Origin of the sequence: Acinetobacter genomosp. 15BJ, from assembly GCF_000400715.1 — a bacterium.
Classification (GTDB): Bacteria; Pseudomonadota; Gammaproteobacteria; order Pseudomonadales; family Moraxellaceae; genus Acinetobacter.
On record NZ_KE007345.1, the window covers coordinates 134,196 to 153,056 of the forward strand.

The following is an 18,861-nucleotide window of genomic DNA, read 5'->3' on the forward strand; positions in this document are numbered from 1 at the left end:
AAATTGCGAAGTCATCAAGATAAATCTGGTTACTAAAATAAACCGTTGGATACACCTAGCTCTGCTGTGATAACTTGGTTAATCGCACAATTGAACTACCATAAATACCACTTGGGCGAATAATAACGCTCTGTTGTGACTAATTGTGCTAATGTGGTGACCCTGCTCAAATAAGTGTTTAGCGACACGTTGAGATGTTTTACCATAACCAATAAATAAAATATGCATACACACCTTTGAGCAGAGATGACATCAGTTCAGCAATTACAAGGCGTTGGTGCTGCCGCAGCGACCCTCTTAGAAAAGCTTCATATTTTTAGCACGGATGATTTGTTATTCCATCTTCCCCGTGACTATGAAGATCGTAGCACTATTATTCCAATGAATCAGCTGATCGTTGGACGAAGTTATTTACTTGAAGGTGAAGTCCGTTCCGTCGATTTTCCCCCAGGGAAAAAGAAGTCTCTTGCGGCACTCGTGCAAGATGATTTTGGCAAAGTAACTTTGCGCTTTTACCATATTTATAAAGGTCTGACTGATCGTGTCCAAATGGGGCAACGATTACGAATTTTTGGTGAAGTTCGCGTTGGTGCACGGGGTTTGGAGTTGTATCATCCTGAAATTCAAGTCATTCAGCAGCATACTGCATTACCCAAGACGCAACTCACTGCGATTTATCCCAGCACTGAAGGCTTGACTCAACCCAAGCTACGTGAATACGTACGTCAAGCACTTAAGCATCATAGTGATGACTTACCTGAATTATTGCCAAGCAAATACAGCAATGGCTATGAACTGAAACAAGCGCTCCATTACATCCACGAGCCACCGATTGATGCCAATATGTTGCAACTCAATCAAGGTTCACATCCAGCACAACAACGTCTGATTTTTGAAGAGCTGGTTGCACATCAAATCAGTTTATTAACCCGACGTGCTTATATTCGCCAGATTGCTGCACCACGCTTTAGCAGCAGTAAAGTACTCGCGAAGAAACTCTTGGAAGGCTTGCCCTTCCAAATGACCAATGCACAAAAGCGGGTTTCCAAAGAAATTCTGCAAGATCTTAAACAAGATCAACCGATGCTACGCTTGGTGCAAGGTGATGTGGGTGCAGGTAAAACCTTAGTAGCAGCAGTCGCGGCATGCCATGCCTTAGAAGCGGATTGGCAAGTGGCCCTCATGGCACCGACTGAAATCTTAGCAGAACAGCATTATTTAAACTTTAAACGCTGGTTTGAACCTTTGGGCATTCAGGTCGCATGGCTGTCAGGCAAACAAAAAGGTAAGGCGCGAACTCATGCCGAACAACAGATTAAAGAAGGCCATGCCCAACTGATCGTGGGTACTCATGCCTTGTTCCAAGATACAGTCGGTTTCTCCAAGCTTGGTTTGGTGATTATTGACGAACAGCATCGCTTCGGTGTTGATCAACGCCTCGCTTTAAGAAATAAAGGTGCCGATCAATTTACCCCCCATCAATTGGTGATGACCGCAACACCGATTCCTCGTACTTTAGCCATGAGTGCATATGGGGATTTGGATACCTCGATTATTGACGAACTTCCGCCTGGACGTACCCCGATTCAAACGGTAACGATTCCATTAGAACGGCGTGAACAGGTGCTGCAACGCATTGCCAGCAATTGTCGTGAAGGCAAACAAGCCTATTGGGTCTGTACCCTAGTAGAACAATCTGAAACGCTAGATGCGCAAGCTGCAGAAGCCACTTATCAAGAAATTAAAGAGCGTTTTCCAGACATTAACATTGGTCTAGTACACGGCAAAATGAAGGCTGATGAAAAGCAAAGTGTTATGCAAGCGTTTAAAGACAATCAATCCCAACTTTTAATTGCCACCACAGTGATTGAAGTCGGGGTCGATGTCCCTAATGCATCGATCATGGTGATTGAAAATGCAGAGCGTTTGGGGCTTTCACAACTGCATCAACTTCGTGGTCGCGTGGGTCGTGGCGCAACCGCTAGTTTTTGTGCACTTCTCTATAAAACCCCATTATCGCAAAATGGGCAGGAACGGCTTTCAATTTTACGCGAGAGCAATGATGGCTTTATCATTGCAGAAAAAGACTTAGAAATTCGAGGTCCTGGCGAACTGTTAGGCACTAAACAGACAGGTGATATGGGCTTTCGAGTGGCACGTTTAGAACGAGATGATCATCTGCTTACCCAAGCGCATTATGTGGCCGAGCAAATTCTAAAAGACTATCCACAACATGCGGAAGGACTATTAAAGCGCTGGCTGCCTGAAGCCCCAAGATATGCCTATGTTTAAACGACTTGGCACATCAGCACAGCAAGTTTTTGATTATTTTACACCGTGCAGTCTCTGCGACATCGGCATGAAACGCCAATTTGGTATTTGTCAAAGTTGCTGGCAACAACTACCTTGGCTAAAACAAAGTATCGAGCGCAATCAACAACAGGTCTTTGTTGCTTGCCATTATGACTATCCGATTGATCGGATCATTCAACAGTTTAAATATGAGCAAAAACTTCATCATCAAAGACTGTTAAATGGTTTGCTATTACAGCTCAGACTTCCTAAAGTACATGCAATTGTACCTATGCCCATTTCTACAGATCGCTTGATTGAACGTGGCTTTAATCAAGCCCTTCTACTCGCCAAAGCATTGAGTGAAAGTATAAATGTACCCATTTGGCAACCAGTACAACGCTTGGCTCAACACTCACAAAAAGGCTTATCCCGTTTAGAACGTCTTGAAGATATTGAGCAACAATTTGTGGCAGCACCACCTAACTCAATTCGTTATCGAAAAGTACTCATTATCGATGATGTACTGACCACAGGCAGTTCGATTAGTGCTTTATCTAAGGTACTTACCCAACTCGGCTGCCAACAAATCTATAGTGCCTGCATAGCAGCCGCACAAGTACAACAAACTAACTCACTTGATTTTGCTGACACCACGGAATCACAATTTCTTTAGTCAAAGGTGCAAGCAAGGTTGATTGATCATCTAAGTCAATCCATTTCATTTCTGCGATTTCAGCCGCAATTTGCGGTGGTTGTTTTAATTCAACTGCGTAGACATAACTCACTAAAACATGATCGGGTTCATTGGCTGCAGCTGTTTCAAAACGACCAATGAATTGTTTCAGCTCACATTCACAACCAATTTCCTCCAAGATCTCACGTTGCATTGTGATTTCAGGCGCCTCATCCGTTTCCAATTTGCCGCCCACTTGCATAAAAGCATGCGTATTTTGTTTGCGTACTAACAGCAATTGATTTTGTTCATTCAAAATCACGGCAGCCGCTACGGTGATAATTTTCACTCATTGATCCTCAAGCCTGAATTTCAGCAGTCGACATCCATTTCGGTGTCGCTGGCTGATAATTTGAAAATGCTGTAAGAATATCCTCAATTTGTTCCGCCACAATCAATTTATCGACAAAACGCTCCTGACTAAAGCCCCGCTCAACCGAGCCTTGAATCATCTGGATCAAGCCATCATAGAAGCCATCAACATTTAAAAACGCACATGGTTTCTGATGGATTCCTAACTGACTCCAGGTCCATTGCTCAAAAATTTCTTCCAGTGTTCCTGCACCACCCGGTAAAGCCACAAAGGCGTCGGATAGTTCTGCCATTTTGGTTTTACGCTCATGCATATTCTTAACGATATGCAATTCAGTTAAACCCGTATGTGCTAGCTCTCGATCGACCAAAGCATCAGGAATCACCCCGATGACTCGCCCACCCGCCTGTAATGCACTATTGGCTACCACACCCATTAAACCTGAACGACCACCACCGTAAACTAAGGTTTGACCTTGTGCCGCAATTGCCTGACCGGTTGCCTGCGCCATTTGCTGATAAATGGGATCATTACCGAGAGAAGAACCACAGAAAACACAGATTGAATTCATACAATTAAAACCGTTTTATATAACTGTCATGCTGATAAAGTAGGCTATGTAACAAATTTTTTGTGAAAATAACGTTTAGGCAAGTGTTTTTCATCTCATCCTTGTCTAAAATACATGCTTTCGGTAAAAGGCCAAAAACCTGACCTCGACCGTGCAAGGGAAAAAGACATGCTTGAAGCCTTTTATGCCACAGAGCGCGGTAGTCTAGAAGACGCAACCATCAACGGAAGTTTTGACCTCCATCCAGATTTGGTCTGGATTGACCTTATTGCTCCATCTCAAGAAGAACAACAATGGGTTTTTGATGCTTATGAGCGAAACCTGCCAACATTAAAGTCACTTGAGGACATTTCCTCATCCGCACGATTTTACCGCGATGATGATGGAATTTTGCATATCAGCACATATTTTTTAACAAAGAATAAAAATTTGCAATCCGACCGTGAGCAAGACGACCTCGAAAACACGCTCGCTGCAACCGTCCACACAGTTGCTTTTTTACTCGACAAAAAACAACTCATCACCTTGCGTGGTGAAAAACTCGTTGCCTTCCGAGCCTTTCGTGCTAGGGCAAGACGCAATGACTATAGTATCGACTACAAAGAACCAGTATGGATTTTATTAGGTCTACTTGAATCTAAACTCGATGAACTGTCAGACATTCTAGAAGATACACATAAATATCTAGAGGAATACTCGGCCGAGGTATTAAACGATCACCATCGTGAACAAATCCTTGATCTAGACGATATGATTACACGCCTTGCGCATCAAGAGGACATGTTAGGAAAAGCACAGCTCTGCCTGACAGATCTTCGCCGTGTCTTATCTTTTCTTTCTAGACCACGTGCCCTAGGTAGTCATATTTACGACGCCGATATTCGAGAAATGAGTGAAGATGTGCGCTCCTTACTTGAGCACAACACGTTCTTATTCCAAAAACTAAAATTCTTATTGGATATTACCACTGGTTTTGCCAATACAGAGATGAACGAAACCTTCAAACGCTTCTCTATTTTACCCAGCATGCTTGCGCCGCCAATGCTGATTGCCAGTATCTATGGCATGAATACTGAAGTACTGCCTTTTGCACATGGGGCCACCAGTTTTGGCATTGTGATTACCTTGGTGCTGACTTTTTTAATTGGACCAACAATTTACTTCCGCTGGAAAAAGTGGATTTAATAAAAAAAGCACCTTTCGGTGCTTTTTTTATATCAACAAGATCTCATCAAATCAATTTCAAATCATCTTGTAAATGGCAAGCTTGGATGATTTTCAACATCTTCTCAGACACATTTTTAAAGTGCAGGCCGTTATTTTCAGGTGTTTGACGCAACCACTGCACCAACACCGCCAAAGATAAAGTATTGCCTTGTTCAAGCTGCGCCAAATCAACAACCAAAGGAAAATTCTGATGTTGCTGAATATGCTTTAAACCAGCCTGATAGATCTGTTCTGCATTTTCAAAATTAATTGTCTTCGACACAATTAATTGCTGATCAATATATTGAATCACCCGTCACCTACTTATTTTTTGCTAACAGCAGCGTCTGCATCTGGTTTAAATGTCGCAATCGCTTTGTTGATGTCACCACCATTACGTTGAACTGTTGCCGCAAACTGATTACGGAATTGCAAACCAAGGTCAATACCAGACACATTGATATTACGTACCTTCCATTGATCGCCTTTGTCGGTTAACTGGAACGATACTGGAATTTTTTCGCCATTGTGCAAGAAGTCTAAAGTGACCACAGGATTTTTACTGTTGGTCGATTTAAACGGACGCATCGTATAGCTTTCGTTGGTATATTTAGCGAAAGCACCACCATAGTTCTCAATAATGACCGCACGGAAGTTTTGCTCAAACTGCGCACGTTGTGCAGCATTGGTGTATTGGTTATTCGCATAAGTACCTAACACAATACGGGTAAATGCTTGTGAGTCCACATACGGGTCAAGATTCTGACGAATAATCGTTCTGACCAGAGCTGGATTATTCTGTAATTTTGCATTATCTGCTTTTAAACGAGTAATCAAGCCATCAGCTACGCGCTTAACAAAATCAGGTGGGGTCTCTGTTGGTGCCGCAAATGCTGCACTTGCAAGCATTGTTGATAATACGCTTGCTGTTAGAGTTTGTTTCAATAATGTGTTCACTTCAATCTCCTAACCTGAATTACTCAACAAAAGAGGGTTCTGCTTCAGTAGCCGCTGGCTTTGAAGCTGGACTTTCTGTCGCTGTTGAGCTCGATGTGGCTTTACCAGCACCACCAGTAATAAATTTACTGATTAAATCTTCTAAATCCATTGTACCTTGGGTATTTGAAACCACATCACCACGTTTTAAGTAGTTCACACCACCACCTGGGACAACTTTCAAATATTTCTCACCCAATAGACCATTGGTTGCAACCATAATATAAGCATCTTCATCAAGGCTGGTGATGGAGGTCATGTTTGCAATAAGTTGCTGTTCCATTTCTTTTTGTTTCGCAGCATCAGCTTGTTGATAATCAGCGCTATAGTGCAATTCTTCAAGTGCATTCTTTTGCACTTCTTTCAGTTGCTCTGGACTAAAGCTAGTCAACTTACCATCTAGATCAAATTTTACAGTTGCCAAACGTGTCACTGGATCAAGTGTAATCGACTCAACACGGCCAATGGTTACACCACTCATAGTGACCTTTGCGCGTGCTTTTAAACCGTTTACGTTATCAAACTGCGCTGTCATGCTGTAGCTATCACGTAAATTAGTACCAACTAAACCACTGACTTTCATCGCAAGAAAAAATAGAGCGATACCGAAGATAATGACAAAAATACCTACGGCCAGCTCACTAGTACGTGATTTCATTAAATCCCTCCGAACATGACCGCAGTCAACACGAAATCAAAACCTAATACACAAAGTGAAGAATATACGACCGTTCTGGTCATTGCAGTCGCGATACCTTCTGGCGTCGGATCACAAGCATAACCTTGATATACCGCTACCCATGTACAAATTAAAGCAAATACAATGCTTTTGATAATGGTGCCATTAAAAACGTCATGCCAGAATTGTACGCTGCTTTGCATACCTCCCCAGAATGAACCTTCATCTGCACCCAAGAAATCAACACCCACCATTTTGCCGCCAATAATACCAATGGTTGCAAAAATCACGGTAAGCATTGGCAAGCTAACAATCCCCGCCCATAAACGTGGCGACACGATTTGTCTGAGTGGATCAACCCCGATCATTTCCATGCTGGCAAGTTGTTCACTTTGTTTCATGGAACCAATTTCAGCGGTTAATGCTGAACCGGCACGACCTGCGAATAGCAATGCAGCGACCACAGAAGCCAATTCACGCAATAGTGTCAATGAAATCGCAGTACCTAGCATTGCTTCACTACCAAAGGTGACCAGAATGCTATACATCTGCAAACCAAGAACAGCACCAATAAACAAGCCCGAAACAGCGATAATCAGCAGGGACATGACCCCGACACGATACATTTGGTAAATAAAGCGCTGAAACCCACCTTTCGATGGCATGGAAAATAAAACTTGCAGAAGCATCAGTGCCGCAGCACCAATCCCCTTTATCCGCTCAATAACGAGTCTACCTAACCAGGCAATCGCATTCATGGACGAACCTCGTTATCTAAATATGCTTGGTGAGTAAATTGATATTCGACAGGCCCCTCAATCGAACCTGTTAAAAACTGGCGTACAAATGGCGATGCATGATTTTTTAATTGTTCAGGTGAACCTTCACCCTGAATTTTGCCTTCAGCAACTACATAAATATAATCAGCAATCGATAAGGTCTCTGCAACATCATGCGAGACGATAATCGTGGTTAAATCTAAAGCATCACGCAAAGAACGGATTAAACGGGTTAAAACGCCCATCACGATCGGATCTTGGCCTGCAAATGGTTCATCGTACATAATCAGTTCAGGGTCTAACGCAATCGCACGTGCCAAAGCAACACGACGGTTCATACCGCCTGAAAGCTCTGATGGCATTAACTGCTCAGCTCCACGCAAGCCCACTGATTCGAGTTTTAATGCAACTAACTCTGCAATAATATGTTCAGGTAATTTGGTATGTGCACGAATTGGGAAAGCCACATTTTCGTAGGTCGACATATCGGTAAATAATGCACCACTTTGGAATAGCATTCCCATACGGGCACGTGCAGCAAATAATTCTTGACGCGACATTGTCGCAATATCTTTGCCATCAAGCAGCACTTCACCATGATCAGGAAGTAATTGACCACCAATCAAACGCAATAAAGTAGTCTTACCCGTACCAGACGGTCCCATAATTGCAGTAATTTGACCACGTCGAATTTTAAGACTGATATCGTCATAAATGACGCGTTCTCCTCGATTAAAGCTCAAGTTTTTAACTTCAATTAAGGCTTTGGTATCGAGAGGAGATTTGTTATTCATAATGGCATTCATTCCTGCACTTTTTATGCACGCATACTATACACTGAAACATTAAACGCTTGTTTTTATTTTGATAACCGATGGTACGAAGATTATTTAATTTATGTAGTTATTCTTCGAAACAGTTTGGCTGGTGGTATGTTGAGAATTGACATTAAAAGAATCAGAGTGGCTGGTATCAAAAAGTGCATAGGCAAAGAATAAACCATTACAAAGCATCAGAATGACGAATAGACACGGCAGCCCTTCACTACACATGAAAGACCACATTTGACTCAAAAGACTTTTATTTTGCTTAACCCTATTCATTTCTTATATAAAATTTGAATTAGTACACATTTTTAAGATTTTACATGACTAACACAAAATAAAAAAGCCAGTTTTTCAACTGGCTTCTTGTTTTCATCGGTTTTTAACGATTAAAAATCGTTTTTGCGACGACGGTCACCACCGAAAGTTTCTTCACGTGTACCGCGTGCTGGGCTATCTTCACCAAACTTACGTTTTGGACGATCTTCACCACCGAAGCTGCGTTTTGGACGATCTTCACCACCGAAGCTACGCTTTGGACGGTCATCACCACCGAAGCTACGCTTACGGTCGCCAAAACCACCTTCACGTTGAGCAGGACGATCACCAAAATCACGCTTTGGACGGTCGCCGAAGCTACCTTCACGACGTGGTTTGTAATCTACACGGTTGCCACGGTTGTCATCATTCGAATCAAAACGCGGTTTATCATTGAAACCACCTTCACGGCGTGGACGATCAGAGTTGAACTCGCGACGTGGACGGTCTTCACCACCAAAACTACGCTTTGGACGGTCATCGAAACCACCTTCACGACGTGGACGATCAGAGTTGAACTCGCGACGTGGACGGTCTTCGAAACCACCTTCACGGCGTGGACGATCTGAATTGAACTCGCGACGTGGACGGTCTTCGAAACCACCTTCACGACGTGGACGATCTGAATTAAATTCGCGACGTGGACGATCTTCACCACCAAATGATGGACGTTCACCACGAGGCTTGTCATCGAAGCTACGACGTGGACGGTCATCACCACCTTCACGACGTTTGAAATTGCTTTCACCTTCAAAACGACGACCACCGCCGAAACCGCCACGACCGCCATCACGGCCGCCACGACCACGACCACCGCCATCACGGCCACGACCACCACCATCACGACCTGAACGAGCAGGAGGTGGAGATGGCTCAAGACCTTCAATTTCAGATACATTTAAACGTGCATCTAAGTAATCTTCTAACGCGCGGATTTTACCACGCTCGCGGTAAGTCGCTAAAGTAACGGCTTGACCTGTACGACCAGCACGACCTGTACGACCGATACGGTGTACATAGTCTTCGTTTTTCATCGGTAAACCGAAGTTGATTACGTGTGAAATTGTTGGTACGTCTAAACCACGCGCTGCAACGTCAGTTGCAACCAAGATTTTTGCACGACCTTCACGAATGCTACGTAAACGACGGTTACGAACTGTTTGTGGCATTGCACCGTGCAACGCAACAACTGAGTGACCAGCTTCAGCTAATTCTTCAGCAAGCATATCTGTATCTTCTTGCGTGCTTGCGAATACAACAGCTTGATCTACTGATTCGTCAGATAACCAATGCGTAAGTAATTTTTTCTTGTGTTCGAAACCATCAGTCCAATGCAATGTTTGAGTTACATCAGTATTGGTACTGTGACCAGTTTCGATTGCAATACGTTGTGGATCATTCATCATACGTTCAGCAAGACGAATAATACGATCCGCAAATGTTGCAGAGAACATTAATGTTTGTTTACGGTTTGCAGCTAATTCACCAATTGCTTCTAGATCTTCAGAGAAACCTAGATCAAGCATACGGTCTGCTTCATCAACAATTAATGATTCAACTTTATCAAGTTTAATTTGACGACGGTTAACAAGATCAAGTAAACGACCTGGAGTCGCAACGACAACCTGTGCACCTTTAAGCTGTTGAATTTGCTTACCAAAAGGCATACCGCCCATGATCGCAGCAATACGAACACCTTTCATGTGACGTACAAATGCAATTGCGTCTTGGCTAACTTGTTGAGCCAATTCACGTGTAGGAGAAATAACTAAAATTGTAGGCTGAGTGACTGCTTTCATACGGTCTTTAAAAGAAACAAATGCTTCTTCGCCCGCCAACGCATTTAACGTAGGTAATAAAAATGCGGCAGTTTTACCTGAACCAGTTTGGCTCGAAACTAATAAATCTTTCCCTTCTAATGCAGCGGGAATCGCTTGTTCTTGCACAGGAGTTGGCGTAGTAAAACCTAAACCTTCAAGCGCTTGTTGTAAGGTTTCGTGTAAAGAAAATTCGGCAAAAGTTTTGCTCATAGAGAGTTTCACCCTAATGGGTGCTCCATTTTAATAAATGCTAAAAAATAGACATCGGCAACAAGCGGCAAAGCGACTCAAGCTGAAAAATAGATGAAGTTCAGCGGCGATCCGAATAACGACGATGTGGACTTAACGCACGCTTGATTACTGCTTCAACCTGAAGAATCGCTAAGCGATTTGGGCGCAAGATGTGGTCCTCTCTACGGACAGCGTGCGCTAATAATGAATAGAACTGAATGTTCAGGTAATGAACTGGAATTTAAGTGCGTGGGCGGATTATAGCAGAATAATTTTAAAAGTCACCCTTTTTAATAGGTTTTTCTATTTCGTCACCTTTATTATTTGTATCTAGACGATAATGACGACCTCAAAACAACGCATTTAAAATAATTTATATTTCAATATAAACATAATTATCAGCAAGTTAAAACTTTATTATACCTCCTCATTTTTTAACATTCTTATTGTATAGTTAAACTAAGATTTATTAGATCCCTGCTTTACTTTATTAAGGGTATCCAGTATTTGTTTCACATTTGCAGCAACTTGATCAGGAATCTGATCCATCAAAAGTAACCGACTCTTCAAATTCGAATAAAACTGAAATCTCTGCCTAAGCTTTAATTCTTCTTTTGCTCGAACAGGATTCAAGTAAACTCGACTCATTTGCCTTGCTACGATTTCTTGGACACATGTTTCCAATACGAGTGAAGGTAACATTAAAAAAGTAAAAATATGGCTCTCTATTTCATCTTTGATTTTTATATAGTCTTGGTGAGTATCATAGGGATAGGTCATAAATCCAGAAGAACATACAATGATCATTATTTTATTCAAATCGTATTTTATTTGAAGCTGCATAAAAAGCTGAATGTTACGCGCAGCATATTCTTTATAACCATGTTGAATAATGTACTGAGTAATGTCTCCTTCTCTCTGCATAAAATATTCATCTAAATCATAGTAGTCAAAACCAAACTCCGCCGAGAGCAACTTGGCTGCCGTAGTCTTATCAGCACCACCTGGACCAATAAAATAGATCAGCAATTGATTTTACCTTATTTCGAATAACGCATAAAAAAGCCCTCAAATATTGAGGGCTTTTTTTAGAATTCGGCAAATTATTTTGCAGCATCGCCCCAAGCAGGAACTACTGTTTGCATCAATGGTTTTAACATTTTAAGTGAACAAGCAATAACTTGCCCATTATCCAATGAATCATTGCCACCACGAGCATCAACAATAACACCGCCCGCTTCTTTCACAATCAACTCACCAGCAGCGATATCCCATGGTTTTAAACCAAGTTCAAAGAAACCATCAAAACGGCCTGCAGCAACATAAGCCAAATCAAGTGCAGCTGAACCACCACGACGGATTTGTGCGCCAGATTTAGTTACAGCCAATAATGAAGCAAAATGCTGTTCTGCATAAGAAACGATTTCGCCATTACGTTTTGCACGGTATGGATGACCAACAGCAAGGAAAGTGTTTTCTAAGCTTTCTTTTACATTGACACGGATACGGCGTTGGTTCATCACTGCACCGCGACCACGGCTTGCAGAGAATAATTCATCACGCACAGGATCATAGATCACACCGTGTTGAGTAATACCTTTATGTTGTACAGCAATCGAAATACAAAAATGTGGAAAACCATTAATAAAGTTTTGTGTGCCATCTAAAGGATCAATCACCCAGCACCAATCTGCATCGTGACCTTTACCTTCTTGCATACCAAACTCTTCGCCAAGGAAGCTGTGGTTTTTATAGCTTTTACGGAGGGTATCAATTGTAAGTTGTTCCAAGTAACGATCGACACGTGTTACTGGACCATCGATGCCTTTTTCTTCAACTTGCAAATCGAGTTTATGACGATTTTGATGTGCCTTTAAAAGCTCTTGACCAACTGTTTGAGCCGCACGCGCAGCCATAACCACCATAGGTTCCATTGAACACCCACTACAAATTTGAAGATTTTGACAAAGAATAATGCATAAAAGCGCGTATATTCTAGCAAATATAAGCGCTTTTAGGGGAAAAATGTTGCGAAAAATTATTTTCGCTTTTACATGAGCTTATAGATTAAAACCAAGCTTGCTCAATTGAAGTTAAAATTCCCTGACTGTCTAAACCACAATCTTGCAACATTTGCTGATGGGTTGCCTGATGTAAGAAGCTATCTGGCAAACCAATGTTCAAAATTGGCTTAAGAATCTTCGCATGTGCTAAGAACTCATTCACAGCACTGCCCGCACCAGCCATCACAGCATGTTCTTCTACGGTTACAAAGAGTTGGGTCCGTGGAGCCAAATCACGAAGAATTTGCTCATCTAAAGGCTTCACAAAGCGCATATTCACGACACGTACACCCATCGAGTGTTTGTTCGCAAATTGCTGAGCTGCTTCTACAGATGCCGCAACACGGCTACCAAATGCAAGAATACTGATCTGCTGTTCAGCATCCACATTAAATTCAGCAACGATTTCAGCTTTACCAATTTCCATCGCTGTCATTTGCTGTTGAATCTCAACGCCTGTACCTACGCCACGTGGATAACGCACTGCCGTTGGCCCTTTATAGAGATAAGCTGTATGTAGCATTTGACGGCATTCATTTTCGTCTTTCGGTGCCATGATCACCATGTTAGGTACGGTACGCATATAGGCGTAATCATAAGCACCTGCATGGGTTGGACCATCTTCACCCACTAAACCTGCACGATCAATACCAAAGGTAACATCCAAGTTTTGCAAGGCAACATCATGGATCAATTGATCATAACCGCGCTGTAAGAAGGTTGAATAAATTGCAACAACGGGTTTAAGACCTTCACAAGCCATACCTGCAGCTAAAGTCACTGCATGCTGTTCTGCAATGGCCACATCAAAGAAACGCTCTGGATATTGCTGTGCGAATTGCACCATACCAGAACCTTCACACATCGCTGGGGTAATCGCAAGTAAGCGATCATCTTGAGCTGCTTCATCACATAACCATTGCCCAAATACATCTGAATATTTAGGCGGTGATTTTTTTGCAGGCGCAGACGCTGTAGGTGCTATTTTGGTAATCGCATGATAGGTAATCGGATCTGCTTCCGCTGGCGCGAATCCTTTACCTTTTTTAGTATAAATATGAACCAGACGTGGACCTTTACGCTTTTTCAGTGCTTGGAAGACTTGCGCCAACTGATCCACATCATGACCATCAAATGGCCCAAAATAATCAAAACCAATTGCTTTAAATAAATTATCAGCTGCATCTGTCGCAGATTGGTGTAAACGAGAGTTATAGGTCCACTTTGGATGTGGCTGAACATAGGCTTCACCTTGTTCATTAACATTGACCAATTGACCCGTTTCCCAAATCGCAGCCAAGTGTTTGGCAAAACCACCTGTACTGCACGAGATCGACATATCATTGTCATTTAATACAACAATTAAGTCCGCATCATGTGCAACTGCATCATTCATGGCTTCAAAAGCCATGCCCGCAGTCATTGCGCCATCACCAACGATTGCAACAACGTCGCACGGATTTTGCTGATAACGACGCGCCAAGGCCATGCCCAAACCAGCAGAAATCGCGGTAGATGAATGTCCAACACCAAAGGTATCGAACTCAGATTCATCACGCGCTGGAAATGCAGCCAAACCATCTTTACTTCGAATCGTGGTAATTCGATCACGACGACCAGTGAGTACTTTATGAGGATAAGCTTGATGACCCACATCCCACACTAAACGGTCGTCTGGTGTATTAAAACAATAATGCAGCGCAACGGTCAGTTCGACTACACCTAAATTTGCGCCAAAGTGACCGCCACTTTGCCCTGCCGCATACAAAATATATTGACGCAACTCATCCGCCACTTGTGCGAGTTGGCTTTGCTCGAGCTGACGTAATTGTTGTGGATGATCGATATCATCTAACAATGGCGTAACAGGGCGCTGAGTTGGAATTTCGGTATACAACATAATGTGGCAAAGCCTTTTTAAGCCTGGCAAGTCCGAAGCTGGGTTTTAAATGGGGGCAATCATACAATTAAATATGATCTACCTTCAATCAGCCACACGTGCGAATGATGTAGTGCTGAACATTCTCATGCAAATTTTAAAGAATGACCCGTAGATTATCCTGAATTATGTCACTGTTTATCAACCATTATTGTGTGCTTTGTATGAAAAAGAAAAAGTTATGTGAAAAATCAGAAATTCCAGTTCACGCAATCTTCATACATTAGGCTATACTCGAACTGTTTTTATTATCATAGTGAGCTCTCTGTGCCGATTGAATTTATTGCAACATCAAAGCTACCCACCGCTTTTGGTGACTTCAATATTTCCGTGTTTCAAGACCCTGCAACAGGTGAAGAACATGTGGCGCTATCTAAAGGTTTAGAAACGGTTCCAGACCAGCCTGTACTTGTCCGCATCCATTCAGAATGCTTAACTGGCGATGCTTTCGCTTCATTAAAATGTGATTGTGGACCGCAACTACAAGCCACACAAAGCTTAATCAATGAAGCTGGTCAAGGCGTGATTCTTTATCTTCGTCAAGAAGGTCGTGGTATCGGTTTAACCAATAAAATTCGTGCTTATGCCTTGCAAGATCAAGGACATGACACCGTTGATGCGAACCTGTTATTGAACTTGCCTGCCGATGCGCGTCGTTATGATATGTGTAGCATTATGTTGGATCACCTTCAGATTAAAGAAGTGAAACTACTAACCAATAACCCGCTTAAATTAAAAGCCTTAACTGATCTCGGCATCAATGTGGTTGAGCGTGTTCCATTAACGGTAGGTCGCAATCCTTTCAATGAACAATATTTAAAAACCAAACGTGAGCGTATGGATCATCTGTATAAAAAAGATGACTTTTAATTCATTTTTCAAAACGTTTAAAAATAAATCAGTTAAAGGGTTTTTATTGTAAAAAATAAAAAACCCTTACTTTTTTTATGGGTTTTGTGTTTTGATATAAAAAATCCCTAGATCACTTTCAGAGGATCATCATGCAGCATCCCACTTCAGTTGATATTCAACGTGTTCGTGAGTTTTTACTCGATCTACAGGCACGGATTTGTGCAGGACTAGAGCAGCAGGAACGTGCAGGCGGTGGTACCGCTGAGTTTATCATTGATGATTGGCAACGAACCGAAGGTGGCGGTGGTCGCTCTCGTGTTTTGCAAAATGGTGAAGTGATTGAAAAAGGTGGGGTTATGTTCTCCCACATCAATATCAGCAAACTTCCTGCTTCTGCGACTGAACGTCATCCTCAAATCGCTGGGGCGAAAGCACAAGCTTTGGGTGTATCACTGGTGATTCACCCGAAAAACCCAAATATTCCGACCTCGCATGCCAATGTCCGCTTATTTGTCGCGGAGCCTGAAGGTCAGGATCCAGTGTGGTGGTTTGGTGGTGGCTTTGACTTAACCCCGTTTTATCCAGATGAGCAAGATGTTCTCAACTGGCATCAAACTGCTTATGACCTGTGTCAGCCTTTTGGCGAAAATGTTTATGCTGAACATAAACAATGGTGTGATGATTATTTCTACTTAAAGCATCGTGATGAGCAGCGTGGCGTCGGTGGTTTATTCTTTGATGATTTAAATCAATGGGACTTTGAAACCTGCTTTAAATATATCCAAGCTGTAGGCAACGGTTATTTAGCAGCGATCTTACCGATTTTTGAAAAGCACCGTGAGCAGCCATACACTGAAGCTCAGCGTGAATTCCAACTGTATCGTCGTGGTCGTTATGTCGAATATAATTTGGTCTATGACCGTGGTACCTTGTTTGGCCTACAAACAGGTGGTCGTATCGAGTCAATCCTCGTGAGTTTACCGAATTTGGCAGGCTGGTCATATCGCCCTGAGTGGGATGAGGACTCAGCAGAAAAGCGCCTTACCGATTATTATCTAAAACCAAGAGATTGGTTAGGTTTGAATGCCTAACAATCTAAAGCCAAAGCAACCATCTGCTTTGGCTTTTTTTCTTAGTCTAAACGCATCCGATATTCAATGATCCCTGGCTTTTCTGCAATCCAGTCATAGAGTTTCTGTGCAGTATGATTCGTTTCCTGTGTATGCCAGTATAAGCGATCACACTGATGCTCCCTTGCTTGTTGCTGCACGTATTCGATTAATCGCTTTCCGATCTGCTGCCCTCTTTGCGCTGGTGAAACGAATAAATCTTCTAAATAACAATAGCTATTTTTCGCCCAAGTTGAACGGTGAATGACATAATGTACAAAACCTAAAAGCTGATCTCCTTGTTTTGCAACCGCACAATAGACAGGTTCGGTTTGGTCAAAAAAACGTTGCCATGTGGTTTGTGTGATGGTGCTAGACAGTTCCACCTTGTAAAAATTCTGATAGGCAAGCCAAAATGGTATCCACTGTTGATAATCATCTTGTTGCACAGGAGTCACTTGGATGTCTTGATGCTGCATGAAATTTTCCTTAAATTTTATGGTCTTGGAAATGAGAGTTAACAGTGTAGTTTTGATTGTGGATGGTTTATAAGATACAGTTTTGATTTATTTGACAGTACCAGTTTACGAGAAATGAAAAATTCATCTGCTGCACATTTCCCCCATCTGGTCTTAGCTCAAGGCAACATTAAAGACGCCTTATACACAGCCTTACATACGGCCATTCTAGATGGAAGGCTCCATGCTGGAACAAAACTTCCATCAAGTCGCACATTAGCAGAAATGATGTCCATCTCTCGTAATTCCGTTTTAGCAGCATTAGAGCGATTATTAGATGAAGGTTACCTCATCACCAGACCAAGTTCTGGAACCTACGTCAGCGCGGTCATCCCCGACCAACTCATTCAAGTACCAACCCAACCTACCATCAACTCTTCAATAACAACTAAAAAATTAGATATTAATCGAGACCTTGCACAACTTCTTAAAACTTGGCAATTACAGCAAGCATCACAAGAAAAAAGAGTGTTTCATGTGGGTGTCGGATGTGTTGATCTTTTCCCACACTCACTTTGGGGAAAACTGCTTGGCCGAGCCTGGCGACAGTCATACCACCAACTCGGGCAAGCTTATGACCCTCGTGGTTATTTACCCCTACGACAAGCAATTTGTGACTATGTCCGTTCAACACGCGGCTTAAATTGCACAACACAGCAAATCTTGATTGTGAACGGAACCCAACAAGCCATCCATTTAACCGCTTTCGCCTTATTGCAGAAGCAGGATCAAGTCTGCATGGATGAACCAGGTTATGATGCAGCTTTAGCAGTTTTTGAGAGTTTTGGAGCAAAAATACACTCCATTTTAAGTGATGATGAAGGGATGAATATTCCAGATATCATTCAAAATCATGCACAAAGTAAACTGGTTTATACAACACCCTCACACCATTTTCCATTAGGCGGTACATTGAGTTTAAGACGCCGCTTAATGCTATTGGAGTGGGCTGCGCAACAGCAAAAATGGATTTTTGAAGATGATTATAATAGCGAGTTTCGTTATGGCTCTCGTGCTATTCAAGCCTTACAAGGATTAGATCATCAGCAACGTGTGATTTACTCAGGTACCTTTTCCAAAATGATGTTCCCCGAGTTTCGCTTAGGCTTTATGGTGATACCAGAGGCATTAATCGAACTATTTAGTCTTGCAAAGAAGCAAATTGACAGCCAATGTTCTTATTTAGAACAAGTTGCTTTAAGTCTTTTTATCCAAGAGGGCCATTACGCACGGCATGTCCGCAAAATCCGTAAAGCATGTTATGAGCGTCAACAGGTATTAATTCACGCGATCCAAACGTATCTCGCAGATATTTTAACGATTCAGGTGACAGACTCTGGAATACATTTACTCTGTTGGTTAAATCCAGATTGGACAGAACAAGAGTTTATTGCTTACTGCTTAAAGGTTGATTTAGCGGTTCAACCCCTTTCTCGATATTGCCAAACCGATGATTCCCAAAGCGCAGTCTTATTTGGTTATGCGGCACATCAACCTGATGAAATTTGGCGCAATATTCAAAAGCTGGCTGAAGCCATCAAAGTATCCATGATCTGATTGCGATCAGATCAATAACTTTATAAACTTTAACCACTCTCTAGCATACTGATCACTC

Annotated in this window: 18 protein-coding genes and 1 pseudogene; 6 read left to right on the forward strand and 13 right to left on the reverse strand. The window is 42.3% G+C overall.

Annotated features, from left to right (window positions below; genetic code table 11):
- Window positions 1-132: 132 nt before the first annotated feature.
- Window positions 133-228, reverse strand: a pseudogene (locus F896_RS20975) (SDR family NAD(P)-dependent oxidoreductase); the annotation flags it as partial.
- Window positions 229-246: 18 nt separating this feature from the next.
- Here F896_RS20975 and recG point away from each other — a divergent pair.
- Both recG and F896_RS18615 read left to right on the forward strand, forming a co-directional pair.
- Window positions 247-2,292 (forward strand): ATP-dependent DNA helicase RecG, encoded by a 2,046-nt coding sequence (gene recG, locus F896_RS18620; protein WP_016162215.1) that lies wholly within the window; start codon window positions 247-249, stop codon window positions 2,290-2,292.
- Window positions 2,285-2,968 (forward strand): ComF family protein, encoded by a 684-nt coding sequence (locus tag F896_RS18615; protein WP_032881982.1) that lies wholly within the window; start codon window positions 2,285-2,287, stop codon window positions 2,966-2,968. Before recG ends, F896_RS18615 begins: the two co-directional genes overlap by 8 nt.
- Here the strand turns inward: F896_RS18615 and F896_RS18610 are convergent.
- On the reverse strand, window positions 2,922-3,317 hold the full coding sequence (locus F896_RS18610) for an NUDIX hydrolase (RefSeq protein ID WP_016162217.1): 396 nt from the start codon (window positions 3,315-3,317) through the stop codon (window positions 2,922-2,924). The genes F896_RS18615 and F896_RS18610 overlap by 47 nt on opposite strands.
- A 10-nt stretch (window positions 3,318-3,327) precedes the next feature.
- Complete coding sequence (locus F896_RS18605; protein ID WP_005317951.1) at window positions 3,328-3,912, reverse strand: LOG family protein; 585 nt, start codon at window positions 3,910-3,912, stop codon at window positions 3,328-3,330.
- A gap of 168 nt (window positions 3,913-4,080) precedes the next feature.
- Between F896_RS18605 and F896_RS18600 the strand changes: the two genes are divergently transcribed.
- Complete coding sequence (locus tag F896_RS18600) at window positions 4,081-5,097, forward strand: CorA family divalent cation transporter (protein ID WP_032882008.1); 1,017 nt, start codon at window positions 4,081-4,083, stop codon at window positions 5,095-5,097.
- A 46-nt stretch (window positions 5,098-5,143) separates the two neighbouring features.
- Here the strand turns inward: F896_RS18600 and F896_RS18595 are convergent, their stop codons facing one another.
- The 9 genes from F896_RS18595 to dxs all read right to left on the reverse strand — a co-directional run bounded on the left by F896_RS18595 (window position 5,144) and on the right by dxs (window position 14,728).
- On the reverse strand, window positions 5,144-5,431 hold the full coding sequence (locus tag F896_RS18595) for an STAS domain-containing protein (RefSeq protein ID WP_016162219.1): 288 nt from the start codon (window positions 5,429-5,431) through the stop codon (window positions 5,144-5,146).
- An 11-nt stretch (window positions 5,432-5,442) separates the two neighbouring features.
- Entirely contained in the window at window positions 5,443-6,075 is a 633-nt protein-coding gene (locus F896_RS18590; protein ID WP_004804079.1) for an MlaC/ttg2D family ABC transporter substrate-binding protein, read from the reverse strand.
- A gap of 19 nt (window positions 6,076-6,094) precedes the next feature.
- Window positions 6,095-6,772 carry an outer membrane lipid asymmetry maintenance protein MlaD gene (locus F896_RS18585; protein ID WP_016162220.1) on the reverse strand — a complete coding sequence of 226 codons (678 nt, stop codon included), beginning with the start codon at window positions 6,770-6,772 and terminating at the stop codon, window positions 6,095-6,097.
- Window positions 6,772-7,551, reverse strand: a complete 780-nt coding sequence (mlaE, locus tag F896_RS18580; RefSeq protein WP_005201238.1) for a lipid asymmetry maintenance ABC transporter permease subunit MlaE — start codon at window positions 7,549-7,551, stop codon at window positions 6,772-6,774. Before mlaE ends, F896_RS18585 begins: the two co-directional genes overlap by 1 nt.
- Window positions 7,548-8,366: an ABC transporter ATP-binding protein gene (locus F896_RS18575; protein ID WP_016162221.1), complete on the reverse strand. Its 819-nt coding sequence runs from the start codon at window positions 8,364-8,366 to the stop codon at window positions 7,548-7,550. Before F896_RS18575 ends, mlaE begins: the two co-directional genes overlap by 4 nt.
- 419 nt (window positions 8,367-8,785) lie before the next feature.
- Window positions 8,786-10,744: a DEAD/DEAH box helicase gene (locus F896_RS18570; protein WP_016162222.1), complete on the reverse strand. Its 1,959-nt coding sequence runs from the start codon at window positions 10,742-10,744 to the stop codon at window positions 8,786-8,788.
- A gap of 480 nt (window positions 10,745-11,224) precedes the next feature.
- On the reverse strand, window positions 11,225-11,794 hold the full coding sequence (locus F896_RS18565) for a shikimate kinase (protein ID WP_016162223.1): 570 nt from the start codon (window positions 11,792-11,794) through the stop codon (window positions 11,225-11,227).
- Between the two features lie 74 nt (window positions 11,795-11,868).
- Window positions 11,869-12,699, reverse strand: a complete 831-nt coding sequence (locus F896_RS18560) for an inositol monophosphatase family protein (RefSeq protein WP_016162224.1) — start codon at window positions 12,697-12,699, stop codon at window positions 11,869-11,871.
- A gap of 133 nt (window positions 12,700-12,832) precedes the next feature.
- The gene (dxs, locus tag F896_RS18555) at window positions 12,833-14,728 is read right to left on the reverse strand and encodes a 1-deoxy-D-xylulose-5-phosphate synthase (protein ID WP_016162225.1); all 1,896 of its coding nucleotides are present in this window, start codon (window positions 14,726-14,728) and stop codon (window positions 12,833-12,835) included.
- Window positions 14,729-15,034: 306 nt separating this feature from the next.
- Between dxs and ribA the strand changes: the two genes are divergently transcribed.
- Complete coding sequence (gene ribA, locus F896_RS18550) at window positions 15,035-15,637, forward strand: GTP cyclohydrolase II (RefSeq protein WP_016162226.1); 603 nt, start codon at window positions 15,035-15,037, stop codon at window positions 15,635-15,637.
- A 131-nt stretch (window positions 15,638-15,768) separates the two neighbouring features.
- A complete protein-coding gene (gene hemF, locus F896_RS18545; protein ID WP_016162227.1) occupies window positions 15,769-16,710 on the forward strand; it encodes an oxygen-dependent coproporphyrinogen oxidase in 942 nt (313 codons plus the stop codon).
- Between the two features lie 41 nt (window positions 16,711-16,751).
- On the opposite strand, the gene F896_RS18540 is transcribed toward hemF, so the two are convergent.
- Entirely contained in the window at window positions 16,752-17,207 is a 456-nt protein-coding gene (locus F896_RS18540) for a GNAT family N-acetyltransferase (protein WP_016162228.1), read from the reverse strand.
- Window positions 17,208-17,321: 114 nt separating this feature from the next.
- Here F896_RS18540 and F896_RS18535 point away from each other — a divergent pair, with 114 nt between their 5' ends.
- A complete protein-coding gene (locus F896_RS18535) occupies window positions 17,322-18,803 on the forward strand; it encodes a MocR-like pyridoxine biosynthesis transcription factor PdxR (RefSeq protein ID WP_016162229.1) in 1,482 nt (493 codons plus the stop codon).
- The last annotated feature ends 58 nt before the right edge of the window (window positions 18,804-18,861 follow it).